16 protein-coding genes are annotated in these 13162 nt (G+C 36.7%); 7 read left to right on the forward strand and 9 right to left on the reverse strand.

Annotation, left to right across the window (positions count from 1 at the left end):
* Window positions 1–117 precede the first annotated feature (117 nt).
* The 3 genes from NR125_RS00060 (at window position 118) to NR125_RS00070 (ending at window position 2433) form a co-directional block, all read left to right on the forward strand.
* The gene (locus NR125_RS00060; protein ID WP_256814575.1) at window positions 118–570 is read left to right on the forward strand and encodes a YndM family protein; all 453 of its coding nucleotides are present in this window, start codon (window positions 118–120) and stop codon (window positions 568–570) included.
* A gap of 33 nt (window positions 571–603) precedes the next feature.
* Complete coding sequence (locus tag NR125_RS00065) at window positions 604–945, forward strand: hypothetical protein (protein ID WP_009334648.1); 342 nt, start codon at window positions 604–606, stop codon at window positions 943–945.
* A 123-nt stretch (window positions 946–1068) separates the two neighbouring features.
* On the forward strand, window positions 1069–2433 hold the full coding sequence (locus NR125_RS00070; RefSeq protein ID WP_256814576.1) for an amino acid permease: 1365 nt from the start codon (window positions 1069–1071) through the stop codon (window positions 2431–2433).
* A 218-nt stretch (window positions 2434–2651) separates the two neighbouring features.
* Here NR125_RS00070 and NR125_RS00075 read toward each other — a convergent pair whose 3' ends face one another.
* The 3 genes from NR125_RS00075 to NR125_RS00085 all read right to left on the reverse strand — a co-directional run bounded on the left by NR125_RS00075 (window position 2652) and on the right by NR125_RS00085 (window position 4008).
* Window positions 2652–3509 carry a DUF421 domain-containing protein gene (locus tag NR125_RS00075; protein ID WP_217034967.1) on the reverse strand — a complete coding sequence of 286 codons (858 nt, stop codon included), beginning with the start codon at window positions 3507–3509 and terminating at the stop codon, window positions 2652–2654.
* A 20-nt stretch (window positions 3510–3529) separates the two neighbouring features.
* Complete coding sequence (locus NR125_RS00080) at window positions 3530–3736, reverse strand: DUF1657 domain-containing protein (RefSeq protein ID WP_009334652.1); 207 nt, start codon at window positions 3734–3736, stop codon at window positions 3530–3532.
* A 68-nt stretch (window positions 3737–3804) separates the two neighbouring features.
* The gene (locus NR125_RS00085; RefSeq protein ID WP_009334653.1) at window positions 3805–4008 is read right to left on the reverse strand and encodes a DUF1657 domain-containing protein; all 204 of its coding nucleotides are present in this window, start codon (window positions 4006–4008) and stop codon (window positions 3805–3807) included.
* A gap of 252 nt (window positions 4009–4260) precedes the next feature.
* On the opposite strand from NR125_RS00085, the gene NR125_RS00090 reads away from it, so the two are divergent.
* The 3 genes from NR125_RS00090 to NR125_RS00100 all read left to right on the forward strand — a co-directional run bounded on the left by NR125_RS00090 (window position 4261) and on the right by NR125_RS00100 (window position 6325).
* Window positions 4261–4818 carry a YkoP family protein gene (locus NR125_RS00090; protein ID WP_009334654.1) on the forward strand — a complete coding sequence of 186 codons (558 nt, stop codon included), beginning with the start codon at window positions 4261–4263 and terminating at the stop codon, window positions 4816–4818.
* A gap of 77 nt (window positions 4819–4895) precedes the next feature.
* Entirely contained in the window at window positions 4896–5717 is an 822-nt protein-coding gene (locus NR125_RS00095; protein ID WP_009334655.1) for a metallophosphoesterase, read from the forward strand.
* A gap of 206 nt (window positions 5718–5923) precedes the next feature.
* Window positions 5924–6325, forward strand: coding sequence for a hypothetical protein (locus tag NR125_RS00100; protein ID WP_009334656.1), 402 nt, complete (start codon window positions 5924–5926; stop codon window positions 6323–6325).
* A 70-nt stretch (window positions 6326–6395) separates the two neighbouring features.
* On the opposite strand, the gene NR125_RS00105 is transcribed toward NR125_RS00100, so the two are convergent.
* The gene (locus NR125_RS00105) at window positions 6396–7028 is read right to left on the reverse strand and encodes a TVP38/TMEM64 family protein (protein WP_009334657.1); all 633 of its coding nucleotides are present in this window, start codon (window positions 7026–7028) and stop codon (window positions 6396–6398) included.
* A gap of 169 nt (window positions 7029–7197) precedes the next feature.
* On the opposite strand from NR125_RS00105, the gene NR125_RS00110 reads away from it, so the two are divergent.
* On the forward strand, window positions 7198–7416 hold the full coding sequence (locus NR125_RS00110; protein ID WP_256814579.1) for a hypothetical protein: 219 nt from the start codon (window positions 7198–7200) through the stop codon (window positions 7414–7416).
* 93 nt (window positions 7417–7509) lie between these two features.
* Here NR125_RS00110 and NR125_RS00115 read toward each other — a convergent pair whose 3' ends face one another.
* From NR125_RS00115 to NR125_RS00135, 5 genes are all read right to left on the reverse strand, one after another.
* The gene (locus tag NR125_RS00115; protein ID WP_256814581.1) at window positions 7510–9075 is read right to left on the reverse strand and encodes an alkaline phosphatase family protein; all 1566 of its coding nucleotides are present in this window, start codon (window positions 9073–9075) and stop codon (window positions 7510–7512) included.
* Window positions 9076–9820: 745 nt separating this feature from the next.
* Complete coding sequence (locus tag NR125_RS00120; RefSeq protein ID WP_162271988.1) at window positions 9821–10027, reverse strand: hypothetical protein; 207 nt, start codon at window positions 10025–10027, stop codon at window positions 9821–9823.
* Between the two features lie 42 nt (window positions 10028–10069).
* Complete coding sequence (locus NR125_RS00125) at window positions 10070–10543, reverse strand: staygreen family protein (RefSeq protein WP_019379967.1); 474 nt, start codon at window positions 10541–10543, stop codon at window positions 10070–10072.
* Window positions 10544–10621: 78 nt separating this feature from the next.
* Window positions 10622–11383, reverse strand: coding sequence for a hypothetical protein (locus NR125_RS00130; RefSeq protein ID WP_019379968.1), 762 nt, complete (start codon window positions 11381–11383; stop codon window positions 10622–10624).
* A 106-nt stretch (window positions 11384–11489) separates the two neighbouring features.
* Entirely contained in the window at window positions 11490–12923 is a 1434-nt protein-coding gene (locus NR125_RS00135) for an alanine/glycine:cation symporter family protein (RefSeq protein WP_009334666.1), read from the reverse strand.
* Window positions 12924–13162 lie beyond the last annotated feature (239 nt).

A 13162-nucleotide genomic window follows, 5' to 3' on the forward strand; every position in this document is an offset into this window, starting at 1 on the left:
CCTTCACACTAGAAAATTAAATCAATAAAAGGAATCTTTTTCTTAAATTGATGTACAGCTATATATGGGAATAATTTTTGTGCTTATAAACAAACTAACAATTAAAGGAGGGAGATTATGCAGCATTTCAAGGCATTGGCTCTAAAATTTCTCGCAAGTCTTGTTCTCTTATATATCATTCTCGGATTATTCTTTGGAATGAGCTTTGTAAATGTATTTATTATAACAGCCATTCTGGGCATTACAGCTTATATCCTTGGTGATATGGTGATACTCCCAAGGAGCAGCAATATGATCGCAACGGCAGCCGACTTTGGATTGGCTTTTTTGCTCATTTGGTTTTTGAGTTCAATTCTAACCAATGGTGATAATCTTATTGCAATGTCAATAGCCGCAGCTCTTGGAGTCGCATTATTTGAATATCTATTCCACTTATATTTGCTTAGAAATATGACAGAAGCAAGTAATGAAAAAGGCACTATTAACCAAGGAAACCTTCGCTATAATACTGAAGTTTCCGAGGATTTAACACCTGTAAGACCGGATGTAAGAAGCGAAGAGGATAAATAACACATTCTGAAAACTCTTGGGAAGGGGATTATTATGTCAGTTTTCGTTTACCAGACATTTGAAGTGAAGCAGGACAATTTTGTTGAAGCGTTAAAAAACGTGAGAATGATCCAAAGCTACCGAAACGAGAATTATCAGCATGAGGTTGAGCTATTATCGCCCATTTCAGGACAAGACCATACCTATGCTTTTCTTTCCAAATATGAAGGTCTTGCTGAAATGGAGCTTCAAAACAGGAAGATGTTTGAAGATGAAGAATATAAAAAGCTAATCGAACAATTCTTCCTTGAGGATATTGTCCAGGGCAGCATGAACACACAGCTATTCAGATCTGTTACAGGATTAAAAAGCGACAGTTCAGAACAAAAGAAATAAATGCTTTGGCACCATCCTTTGCAGATTTGAACGGAAGCCGATCACCAAAAGGAATCGGCTTATTTATTTGAATGAAAGCAATAGCACGTTTAACAGCTATAGGAGATAAACAGGAGGTACACCATGGACTTTTTTCTTCCCAGCGGAAATTCCTCAAAAAAAAGTGAATCCGGTGACCTAAAATGGTGGCAATTATCATTAATTGGTGTTGGCTGTACCATTGGGACCGGTTTCTTTCTCGGTTCAGCCATTGGCATTAAGATCACCGGACCTTCCATCGTTTTTTCATTTATGTTAGCGGCACTTGGAACCTATATCGTCTATAACCTTTTGGCTAAAATGACAGCTGAAGACCCTCAGGAAGGATCTTTTTGCTATTACGCCAATAAAGCCTATGGAAAGTGGGCAGGTTTTAGCTGCGGCTGGAATTACTGGTGCTCAAATATACTTATCATGGGAAGCCAATTAACCGCGCTCTCCATTTTGACAAGATTTTGGTTTCCTCATGTGCCCCTTTGGGTTTTTGCAGCGGGTTATGCCATACTCTCCATTATAGTGGTATTAACAGGAAACAAAGGCTTTGATAAGGTGGAAAACCTGTTTGCAGTTATTAAAACAGCAGCCATTATTATGTTTATCATCCTCGCAGCAGCTGCTTTGTCCGGAGTGATTAATGGAGATGCCAGGCATCCCGGATTCCCCGGTTCTTCTGGGGAATGGTTTCCTGAAGCCTTTAGGGGCTTTTGGTCATCGTTGATTTATGCTTTCTATGCATACGGAGGAATTGAAGTGATTGGGCTAATGGCAACAAGATTAAAAAAGAAGGAGGATGCACCTAAGGCGGGCATCATCATGCTTATCGTCCTTGTCATCATCTATGTCATTTCCCTTGGCTTAGCCGTTTATATGGCTTCACATGGTGCTTTTAATGAAAAAGAGAGCCCATTTGTAACTGCAATGGATAAGTATAATCTGGCCTTCTTCCCGCACGTTTTTAATGCAGCAATCATTATTGCCGGCTTCTCTACGATGACAGCTTCACTGTTTGGAGTAACTGCATTACTGGTTACGTTGGCTGATGACGGCGATGCTCCAGCGGTATTTTCAAAAAAGATAAAGAGGTGGAAGGACCTTCCTTTACCTTCGCTGGGACTGGCTACAGCGGGTTTAATTGCATCCATCGTAACCGCCTTATTGCTGCCTGGCAAAATATATGAGTATATCACTACTGCTGCTGGTATATTAATTTTATTCAATTGGTCATTCATCATCATTTCAGCTCTTCGGATTTTGGAAAATAAAGTGTTCGGAAAGATAATGGCTGCGGTGGGATTGCTTCTGATCCTGGCTGCGGTAAGCGGCACATTAATTGAAAAGTCCATAAGGTTTGGATTTTTTGTCAGTTTAATATTTGTGGCATTAATAGCGATTGTAGCCTTAATCATGCAAAAAAAAGTATGGAAAAAAGAAGGCGGGAGCAGCTGTTAACAATAAAAAACAAACACCAGTCTTCATTCTGGTGTTTGTTCAGTTTTTAGACGCTGTAATTAAGTTTTTTCTTATTCCTTTTTAAGTAGCCCTATAAATAGGCGGTCGGTTTATTTAAAATCAGCAAGGACCAAAAGGGTGATTAAAGGAATTCACTGCAGAATTCTAATATAGGGAGAGTGCGGACTATGTTTTTGAAGTCCTGCTGATGGACAAGCTTACTTTAAATATGGGGATAATTTCTGTATGATTTGATTCAGCTTTTGAGTATTTTTTTCATACATTTCCTGTGCCTTTTTGGAATCAGTCTGCAGGGAAAACACTTCAAGGTCAGCAGCACACTTTTTTATCATTGCCATAAGCAGAGGACGCTGCTGTGGTGCAGGAACCTTAAGTGAATCATCAAATATATCTACAGTCAGTTCTCCATAAGAATCAATTTGACCCAAAAAAATGTTATCAATGGTCAAACCCAGTTTTTCTATCTCCATGTCAAGCCATTTTCTCGATTTCCCTGACTCAGCAAGGGGATCGTTTAGAATTTTCCCATCCATAATAACCGTTTGCGGCTCTTTTTCCTGAGGTAAATTCAATTGAAGATCCTTTGGGGTAAGCGGCTGGTTTTCTTTCTTCAGCATGATGCTTAGATCTCCGCGCGGCTCTAAAACAGCAAACTCCACATCTGCTGTTTTAAAGACATTTTTTTGGCGAAGCAGGGAGGATAAATCATCAATCGAGTATCTTTCTTTTTTTAAATTATCTTCTAATATTTTCCCATCTTTAATAAAGATTGTTCCTTTTCCTTCAAAGAAATCACGGAAGCTTTTACTCTTAAGCGAAAGAATATCAGCAAATAATGTAACAAGACCAAAAATCAAAATAGAAAGGATTCCGCTGGCCCAGTGGTTATCAAGCCCCATAATTATTTCACCGGCTATACTTCCGATTGTAATTCCTGATACATATTCAAAAAATGAAAGCTCTGATATTTGTTTTTTTCCTATCAGTTTGGTTATAGCGAATAAAACACCTGCGAATAAAATAGAACGTGCACCAATAAGAAGCCATTCAGGCATATTTTCATCTCCATGTTCAGTTAATTTGGTTTATATTGGGGTTCCTCAAACTCTATAACCTTTTTTCGGTGTTCAAGATCAGTTTTTATCTCGCTAATTTCCAGCATTGATTCATGGAATAGGCGCTTTGCTTCTTCATCCATTGAGGTTAAAGCCAGGTTTGATAACTGTGCTTCTATAGAACGAATTGCTGCAAGACATTGATTTACATTCGAAGCAATTGTCATTGAGATCACACCATTTCAAGATTTAAATTTATAATTGTAATAGGGCTGGCATATGCCAGCCTGAATGTCTATTGATTATATTGAGGTTCCTCTTGCTGAATCTCTTGAAGCCTTGGTTCAAGGCTGTCAATGATCGATTGTGTTTGCTGTGCGGCATTCTGGTACAGCTGTTTAGCATTTTGGTTTTCCGTAGCAAGTGCAAACGTTTCAAAGCTGGCCTGAGCGCTCTTCAAGCCAACAATTGCTTGCTTTACTTGAGTTCCAACTGTCATATTTAATTCCTTCTTTCAAATGAAAAATAAACTACACAATGTATTATTACTTTTTATTGAATGCTTATGTAATAAACTTCATACCAAATTCAGTAACTTATCATATAAGGTGATCTGGATCTCGCTTTGTATGACCCGGCTGCGAGCTGCCATATTTAAAAAGGCACTATATCCGTTCATTTCCATAATTAAAATTTCCATTAGATTAACATCCTATTTACTATAGCGCAGGAAGGAGGAGACCTAAAAAACATGTTCCGCAATATTTTATTATCAATATGGGTATTCCTGGATCCTCTTTATTATCCTTTTACCCGGCTACAGCATCTTACAGCAGATCCGGAAAAGGGAGGAGTTTTTCGTGTAAGGCTGACAAAATATAAAGGAAATGACATTCAATTATCTGACGGAGTTATCATAAGAAAAAATGATCTTTTACTTAAAATCCATCTGCATAATGTCAGGCTGTTAAAAGATTTTAACTATATGAAAAATGAGTTATTAAAAGGGAGAGCCATCTATAAACGTGTTAAGGAATCTATGCCGCTTTTGACTGCATTTATCCTCAGCCATCCGGAAGAAACGAAAATAAAAGGGGTTATTGGCATCACCCTTATAAACAAGGGATTCAGCACGCTTGGATTTGAATGTATATCTCCAAAAAATAAATTATACTGCTGGTTTAAAAAAACATTTCAATTGCCTATATATTTTTTATCGTGTTCAAAAATTTCTGCTGCAAATTTAAAAAAGCATCGCACTGTTTACTTATTGATGTCTAAAGAAAACCTGATTAATAAATATAAATAAATGATGCAGACTGTTTCCTCTAACTCCCACTAGGACTGTCCCCTCAATCCCCTTATACTTTGAAGGAGGGAGGGGATATGAATATGGCATTATTTTTCACCTTAATCTTGTTCACCGTTTTCTGTTATCTTATTTACAAAGCCAATAAAAACACTAAGAATGTAACTATAAATTCAATTTCTGTTTCCCGTCCTAATATCTCAGTTTCGGGAGATAACATAAAAATTCTTCATATATCTGATATGCACCTCGAAAATATTTCTGTCAGTCCGGATGAATTATTTGAGATGATCTCAAAGCAACCAGTGGACCTAATTGCCCTTACAGGCGATTTTCTTGACCGCAAACGAAGTATTCCTAAGCTTGCGGGCTATCTCCATGCACTGAACAAGACAAATCCAAAGCATGGCATCTATGCAGTCTTTGGCAATCATGATTATGTCTTAAAAGGTCATAACTTTGAAACATTGAAAAACACTCTAGAAGAAAATGGCTGTAAAACACTTCAAAATGAGCATGTGTCGATACAGGTTAATGGGGAAAAATTAAACATCATTGGAATTGATAATTACAGCACCAGACACAGTGATGTAAAAAAGGCCTATGAAGGAGTAATTGAAGGCTGTAATCTAGTTTTGACCCATGATCCCAATGTTGTATTAGAGATGGAAAATGTTCCTTTTGATTATTTATTATCAGGGCATTTTCACGGCGGACAGATTCATTGGCCAAAGCCATATCATTTGATAAAAATGGGCAGGCTTGTCCGGATGAAAATGGTGAAAGGCCTTCATTATCATAGCGGAAAACCTTTTTATATAAGTGAGGGACTAGGCCAGACAGGGGTCAATATCCGTATCGGCAGCCGACCTGAAATCACTTATCATGAAATATCATAATACATTCTAAAACCCTTGCCATTGCAATAGGCAAGGGTTTTAGGCGTATAATAACCATGTACAATCAGTACTATATAGGTATACACAAATATTATTTACAAACCCAATAAAATTTTTGCCAGCATATTCGAATCCCTAAAAGTAAAAATTATATAAGGGAGGAGACATATGATTCCTTCTTATTACTTAAAGGGGAGTGCTTAAACTTGAATAACTGGATAAATGCGATTTTTAATACGGGCAAAATGCAGCCGTTTTTAAATATGTTTGGCAAAAAGAGAAGAAGAAACAGAGGAATGCTGTGGGGATCTTTAATTAGCCTGGGTTTAAGTGCAGCTGCATATGGCTTTACTAGAAATCGCGGCAGAAATATGGCTCGCCCGTTTCAAAATTTAATGAATAATACAGCCCAAATGACAAATTTCCAGAAGCCAAATATGGCGGGGTTAACTGAGTTTGCAGAGGAATTAACATCAAATAAGAACCCGATAAACAACAAATTCAATAATACAGCCCAAACGAAAAACTTCCAGAAGCCAAATATGGCGGGGGTAACTGAGTTTGCGGAGAAATTAACATCGAATAAGAACCCGATAAACAACAAATAACGCATAGCAGCCCACGTATTTTGTGGGCTTTTTTTTATTTTCATAATTTTTATTTCAGCATTCGATCAGATCATCTTTTTGATTGATCCAGCTTGTTATGGAACCATAATTTATAACAAAGGAACAAGCAGAGGAGAAATAGAAGGTACCAAATTACTCCCAGCAAAAAATTATGAAGTGATAAAAACAATTGCTCGCCGCTATATGCAAGCATAAACATAGGAGGCAGCATTCCAATTGCAGTAGCTATAAAAAAATGCCTAAATGGAATATCTGCTATTCCACAATAGATATTAAACACCTGAGGAGGGATGATAACAATCATTCGGCCAAACAAAATTGCCATAAATGCATTATTTTCGAACAGGTACTGAAATTTATTAATGGCTTTATACTTTCCCAAGTAGGCGGTGAAATAATTCCTGAAATAGTATCTTGATAAAAAAAAGTAAATTAACGAAGTCAAAAGAATGCCAAACCAATTGATCAGCAGACCAACCATCGCACCAAATTTGACTCCCATTATTCCTGCAAAAAGAGTAAATGGCAAGAAAGGAATAGACGCAATCAGTACAGAAAGTAAAAACATTGCAGGAAGCCAAGATGGATCACTTGTTCGCAGCCATTCTAATAAGTAATCTTTATTGGTCATTCCAACGATCAATAAAATGACATATGCTAATCCAATCCACCATCTGCGCATAAAATTGCTCCTTGCCTATATCCCTAATCATTCGCGGCTGCCTTAATTTCAGTATGCTTATATTTTTGAAAAGAAATGTATTCACCTGGACAAAAATCATTTCTGAAGAATCCAACATAAAATAACATCAAGGTAAAAAATGGGGGAGGCAGCTGTAAAAATGCACTATATGAATTATGGTTACTATATTCCATACAGAGATATAAAAAACGAAACCTTAATGATGGTAAAGCCATTTGTGAATTATGGCTTAACAGAAGCAAAATTCACTTCAGTTTCCCATGCAATGACTGAGGTTGCAGCCATTGCGTACTTGCTGGGAAAAGGCTATAATCCGCAAACAGCATATAAACTGGTGGAATCCTGGGAGGTTAATGAATCATTTTAAATTTAGCATACTGAACTGATTCAAAATAACTGGTGATTTAAACTAAACATAAACCTTCGCTCAGGTATTTGCTGAGAGCAGGTTTATGTTTTTTCAATTCCAAAAATCCATAATCCATTGTTTCAAATCTACAATCCGCAGGTGCTCGATACTTTTATTGGTTCCTGTAACAATGATGGGGATTAGTGAATCATCTTTATGCATGGAGCCATGGGCACCGCCACCGGAATGTTCAGGTGAACTTTCACCAATGAATTCATACCCGGGTTTTGCGTCAACGACAAGAAATTCACCTTCCTGAGAATACATAGCTCCATATAGCCTTGCTAATCCATCAGGATAATCCCCATAATGAATATTCTTGTTCTTTAAGGTTAAATCGAGAATGGAGGTATTTCCTTTTATAGACCATGCTTGATTATAAACATCACGATAGGTTCCACCTGAATTAAAATCGAAGGAACCCTCATGATCCCCAGATATCACATGTATTAATTCTTTTTCCTTCCATGCAATCCAGGCAATCCTCTGATCTTTTTTTAACCTTTCGGCAATGTTTTTTACTGAAATACTTCCATTAATTTCATAGACATAAGCCATTCGTTCATTTGCTGTAATGACAATTTCATCTTCTTTTCCAGCAGGCTTGCCGAGCTTTAAAATCCTATATTCAGAAAGGATTTCTTTTAAATCGATTAAAGCTTCTTTTTTCGATTCAATGACAGGTGATTGTTTACTGTCTCCAACAATAACCCAATTATAATTTTTAAGGGCATCCTCCCATTTCGGAAAACTATTCAAGACCTCCTGAAGATACTTATCAAGTTTTTCAATTCCTTTTATTGTTTTTGGCCCTTTCCTATGTACAGTAAAGTCATTTCCTGAAATATACAGGATTGTAAATTCAGGGATAATATTTTTTTCCAAAAGGTATTTTAATTCTTGAACCGCGAAGGCATCATTAAGTCCTAAACGATTCACAATGTGATTATTCTTTTTGTCCTGTTGAATAAATGTACCTAAAGACAGCATTTTCGGCCCAGCAGTTTCGTATTCCCCAGGTAAATTACTCACTTTTGTTATCAACTTGGGTACTTTAAGGGTATGATGATAATTTCCCCGATAAATAAATGCGTTAATGGATGCTGATTCCTTTTTAATTCTGTCCAGATCCTCATGGATGGTGCTTACATTTGGACTGAGGTCAACATTATTATATTGATGTATGATACTTTCAGCAAATTGGGAAACCCCAATTTTCATTATTTCAAAAAGCCCATTTCCATAAGTGATGATTTGCTTCTTATCATTATTAAACCAAACGAGTCCAGGAATCTTAGTTTCATCCGGGTAAGCACCAGTTATTAAAGAACTGTCGATTGTAACCGACATGGTTGGATAGGAACTTACTACATTTTTACTATATTGTCCGTGTTTTAAAAAGAAGGCCAGAGCAGGAACTTTTTTCTCTTGTATTGCTTTTTTTAAAGGCTCATCCATCAACGAATCGATAACAAGAAGTATAACTTTAGGTGAAGACTGACTTTCTGTTTGAATAGCAGCTGCTTTCTTATCCTGTTCATTTGAATTTTGACCACTGCTGGCGCAGCCGAATAGGAGAATAGAAATAGCTATTATACAAGGAAGCAAACGAATCAACAATTTTCACCTGCGCTTTGAAATATAGTCTATATTAACTTTATGCAATAAATAAATTGAGGCGGGAGCATTTGATTCTCAATTGCTATTCAAAGAAATAATAATGAGACAAAAAGGAAATAAAAGAGGAGAGGGCGTCAAGGTATATTAATCATCTAACCAGCATCCAACCATATTTCATTCCCATTATTAGATCAAAACAAAAACACAAATTTTTGGTTATAATACCAACAGAAACTTTACTATCAGTATGCTTATTTTTTTGTAATTAATGTATTCTTTTTGAAATCCATCATTATCGAAGGGTTAAAACATTGGGATTGATACAAGAATATATTGTCAGCATGGAGGAGAGTAATGCCCAATAAAGATTATTAAGAGAGATTTATGTGGGACAATAAATTTTTTCTAGTTTACATAATATATATTATAGGAAGTAGTGGGTTGAAATGAAATTGTTGTCTCATTATCGAAGTATACTTAAGATAGTGAGACAACATGAAAATTTTCAGTCAAATATTACTTAAATGGTTTAATCTGCGAAAATTGAATTGAATCATTTTCAAATTTATTTTTAAAGAACTAATTCATGTTTTTCTTGCTGAAGCTATGGATAAATATTTGTTCAATCAATTCTTAAAAAACGATATTTCACAGATATTCAATGATCCCTCTTAACTGATACTTTTTTCATCTAGTTTACATAACATTTTTATACACAACCATATGTCTAAATCCATTTAATTTATTCACTATCCTGTGTAATATTAAAAAACATATCATCTTGTTCTTTATTATCCTTAATATTGCTTTTGTTTTTTTCCCCCATCTCTCCATCCGATTCATAACTCAATCCAAATGTTTTCTCCTGTTCTTTCTTCATTCTAATCGCTCCTTTGCTTTTATGATAAAATACAGCTTCTTTTACATTTGTTGCTGCGTTTAGAGCCATTTTTCACAAAACGGAACACACGTTCCATCACGCGCATTTTTTTCATACTGGCTGCAATGCAGCACTTAAATATTTTCTGGGAGTTCCGTAATAAAGCAGCTTGCTGAACTCCGGGTAAACGGATTCAAAATATATAAAGATTGGCGAATCAAGCAGCCAGGGATAATTGGTAAAAAAGCATCTATCTCCATAAACCATCGCTGTCAGCGCCAGATCCAATTCTTTTTGGAAGATAAGAAACCTTATTTTTGCGTATTGCTGATCGAATTCTCCGCCGCTGATATACACCCTTCCGCTCAGAACATACTGCCCCATTTGGGGAATCCATTCAGCAAATGCTTCATCGCGGAACTTACGATTGACTGCATTAAAATCATAGCATTCACCTATCGCCAAAAATAATTCTCCTGTTGCATCTGAGTGTGTAAGTGTATATTTCCTGCTGTCTACGGGCCTGAATTCCGTCGCAGGAGGCAAATATTTAACCGACAGCTTAGATGGATTAAAATTACTCATAATAAGCGCCCCCATATACAAATTTCCATATGCCCAGTATATGGGGTGCTGAAAGAAACGTGACAAATGCCCATATCGTTAACGCTTGCGGGAATTCATTTTCATCACTTTGGTGTCTTTTAACATCCATTTCCCTTCTTCATACAGCCAGAAAGATTCTACAAATGCGATTGTATCTGCATTATAAGCACCGCTAATTCTCTGAACTCCCAATAATCCGTTTTGTCCTTCAACAGGGATGATCTTCAGCGTGCTATAAGGATTTACCATTAGTTCAGTGGGTTCACTTAGTTTTCCGTTTAAATACAGACCAAGCCGTTCATATTCCTCGCTCCGGTCCCTTAAATCAAACGTATATGATTGTTTGGTTTCTTGAATGCTAATATTGGCTTTGTAGCCATTTTCGAATTGGCTATTGATCACTAAAGGGTCTGGAACTGCCAGTTCTGTTAACATGAAGTCCTTTAACGTATATAAATAAAAATTCGACAGACCGCCGCTTCCCCCTGTTGGAATACTTATAAACATATCTTTAATGGAATCATGATTTAAATCCTCAAACTGTATTTGAGGTTCATAGCCTCCTGCAAGCTCTGCTTTATATATTTTACCGTCTGAAGCCTTTATTTCGAGTGATATTTCCTTTAAAAAGGACGCGCCTTCCTCATAATAAACACCCTTAATATAGACGGTATCCGCCTTATTATCACCTGTTACATCCACTTTATCTTTTGACACCGTTACAGCTCTTTGTTCTTCCTCACCAGCATATACACCTGTTATGGCGGATAGAGACATAAAAAAGAAAGCCGCAAACGCAAAAAGCAATTCTTTTTTCATTTACTAATCCTCCCTAATTTTTTATTATCTTGCCCATTTATGGAAATAACATGTAAAACCACAAAAAACCTCCTATCCTAAGGATAAGAGGTTTTGCAGAAATAAATTATTTAGCTGCCTTCTTCTTTAATGCATTTTCCTTGGTTTCCCATGATTCAATCCCTTTTAGACCCGGAATAGAGTCAGCATAGAACACAGGATCTTTTCCTTCTTTTCTCTGTGCCTTATAGTCCTTCAGGGCTGCAAAGGCAATTTTAGCGAGCAATACAATTGCAATAAAGTTAATGATGGCCATTATACCCATGAATAAATCTGCAAGGCTCCAAACAATTGCTAAATCTACTACAGATCCGAAAATAACCATTCCCAGTACGGCAATGCGATAAATAAATAACGCAGAGCTACTTTCTTTAATAAATTCAATATTCGTTTCACCATAATAATAATTTCCGATTACAGATGTGAACGCAAATAAGAAAATAGCAACAGCTATAAATATTGGTGCCCATGATCCAACATGTGTGCTAAGGGCTGCCTGTGTCAATTCAATGCCTGTAAGGTCAGAATTAGCATATTCACCTGATAGCAGAATAATAAAGGCTGTAGCAGAACAGATTAATATCGTATCTACAAATACCCCAAGGGTTTGAATCAATCCTTGTTTTACAGGATGGGATACTGAAGCTGTAGCAGCCGCATTTGGCACGCTTCCCATTCCTGCTTCGTTTGAAAAGAGACCCCTCTTAATCCCCATCATCACTGCGGCACCCATTGCTCCGCCAGCAGCCTGATCGAGCCCGAAAGCTCCTTTAATTATGCTGCCAATCAGATTAGGGATTTCTGTAATGTTCATAATGACAATTACAATGGCAACCGCCAAGTATATAACCGCCATAATCGGCACAACGACTTGAGATACATATGCAATTCGTTTAACACCGCCGAAAATGATGATCGCTGTTAATGCCGCCAGTACAAGTCCAATAGATAGACGGCTGGCACCAAATGCTTCACTAAAGGCTAATGAGATGGTGTTTGATTGAACAGAGTTAAAAACCAACCCAAAACAGAATGTAATAATGATTGCAAAAATTATTCCCATCCAGCGTTTATTTAGCCCTTTTTCCATATAGTAGGCCGGGCCTCCGCGGAAACCATCCTTATCTTTCACTTTATAAATCTGAGCCAGAGTACTTTCAATGAAGCTGGAAGCCCCGCCAATGAGTGCAATGAGCCACATCCAGAAAACTGCACCAGGTCCGCCTGCCGCTATGGCAGTTGCTACACCTGCTATGTTACCAGTACCTACACGGGATGCTGCACTAATAGTAAAAGCCTGAAATGATGATATCCCTCTCTTGCCTTCTGCAGATACCATCGCTTTATCGCCCAATATTCTGAACATTTCACCTAAATATCTTAATTGGACAAACCGGCTTTTGAAGCTGAAATATAAACCTAAAATGATTAATGCGGCAATCAAAATGTAAGTCCATAATAGATCATTCAGAAAGCCTACGATTGATTCCAAAAAGCCCATACTATTCCCCCTAATCAATTCTTTTGTTATTTCACAAAAACAACACACTCCTTATAATCTATCAAAAGAATTTTTAATAGACAAGTCGAATATTCATTCCATTTCGATAAAATACATTAAAAACCTTGATATTAAGCGAAAAATAATCGATTTTGCCAATTAAGTTAAATATTTTTAATCGTTTTCATTTGAGTTTGAATAAATTTTTTATACACTTTAACTTTCTAAGGAATAATATT

Origin of the sequence: Cytobacillus sp. Bac17 (assembly GCF_024519925.1) — a bacterium.
Taxonomy (GTDB): domain Bacteria; phylum Bacillota; class Bacilli; order Bacillales; family Cytobacillaceae; genus Cytobacillus; species Cytobacillus pseudoceanisediminis.

Bases quoted from the DNA above. Each gene is read 5' to 3' on its own strand.
- NR125_RS00075 (WP_217034967.1), bottom strand. From the start codon at position 3,509: ATGCCTGAATGGCTTCTTATTGGTGCACGTTCTATTTTATTCGCAGGT.
- NR125_RS00135 (WP_009334666.1), bottom strand. From the start codon at position 12,923: ATGGGCTTTTTGGAATCAATCGTAGGCTTTCTGAATGATCTATTATGG.
- NR125_RS00080 (WP_009334652.1), bottom strand. From the start codon at position 3,736: ATGACAATTGCTTCGAATGTAAATCAATGTCTTGCAGCAATTCGTTCT.
- NR125_RS00110 (WP_256814579.1), top strand. From the start codon at position 7,198: ATGAATTATGGTTACTATATTCCATACAGAGATATAAAAAACGAAACC.
- NR125_RS00130 (WP_019379968.1), bottom strand. From the start codon at position 11,383: ATGAAAAAAGAATTGCTTTTTGCGTTTGCGGCTTTCTTTTTTATGTCT.
- NR125_RS00085 (WP_009334653.1), bottom strand. From the start codon at position 4,008: ATGACAGTTGGAACTCAAGTAAAGCAAGCAATTGTTGGCTTGAAGAGC.
- NR125_RS00070 (WP_256814576.1), top strand. From the start codon at position 1,069: ATGGACTTTTTTCTTCCCAGCGGAAATTCCTCAAAAAAAAGTGAATCC.
- NR125_RS00095 (WP_009334655.1), top strand. From the start codon at position 4,896: ATGAATATGGCATTATTTTTCACCTTAATCTTGTTCACCGTTTTCTGT.
- NR125_RS00125 (WP_019379967.1), bottom strand. From the start codon at position 10,543: ATGAGTAATTTTAATCCATCTAAGCTGTCGGTTAAATATTTGCCTCCT.
- NR125_RS00090 (WP_009334654.1), top strand. From the start codon at position 4,261: ATGTTCCGCAATATTTTATTATCAATATGGGTATTCCTGGATCCTCTT.
- NR125_RS00065 (WP_009334648.1), top strand. From the start codon at position 604: ATGTCAGTTTTCGTTTACCAGACATTTGAAGTGAAGCAGGACAATTTT.
- NR125_RS00060 (WP_256814575.1), top strand. From the start codon at position 118: ATGCAGCATTTCAAGGCATTGGCTCTAAAATTTCTCGCAAGTCTTGTT.
- NR125_RS00120 (WP_162271988.1), bottom strand. From the start codon at position 10,027: ATGGCTCTAAACGCAGCAACAAATGTAAAAGAAGCTGTATTTTATCAT.
- NR125_RS00105 (WP_009334657.1), bottom strand. From the start codon at position 7,028: ATGCGCAGATGGTGGATTGGATTAGCATATGTCATTTTATTGATCGTT.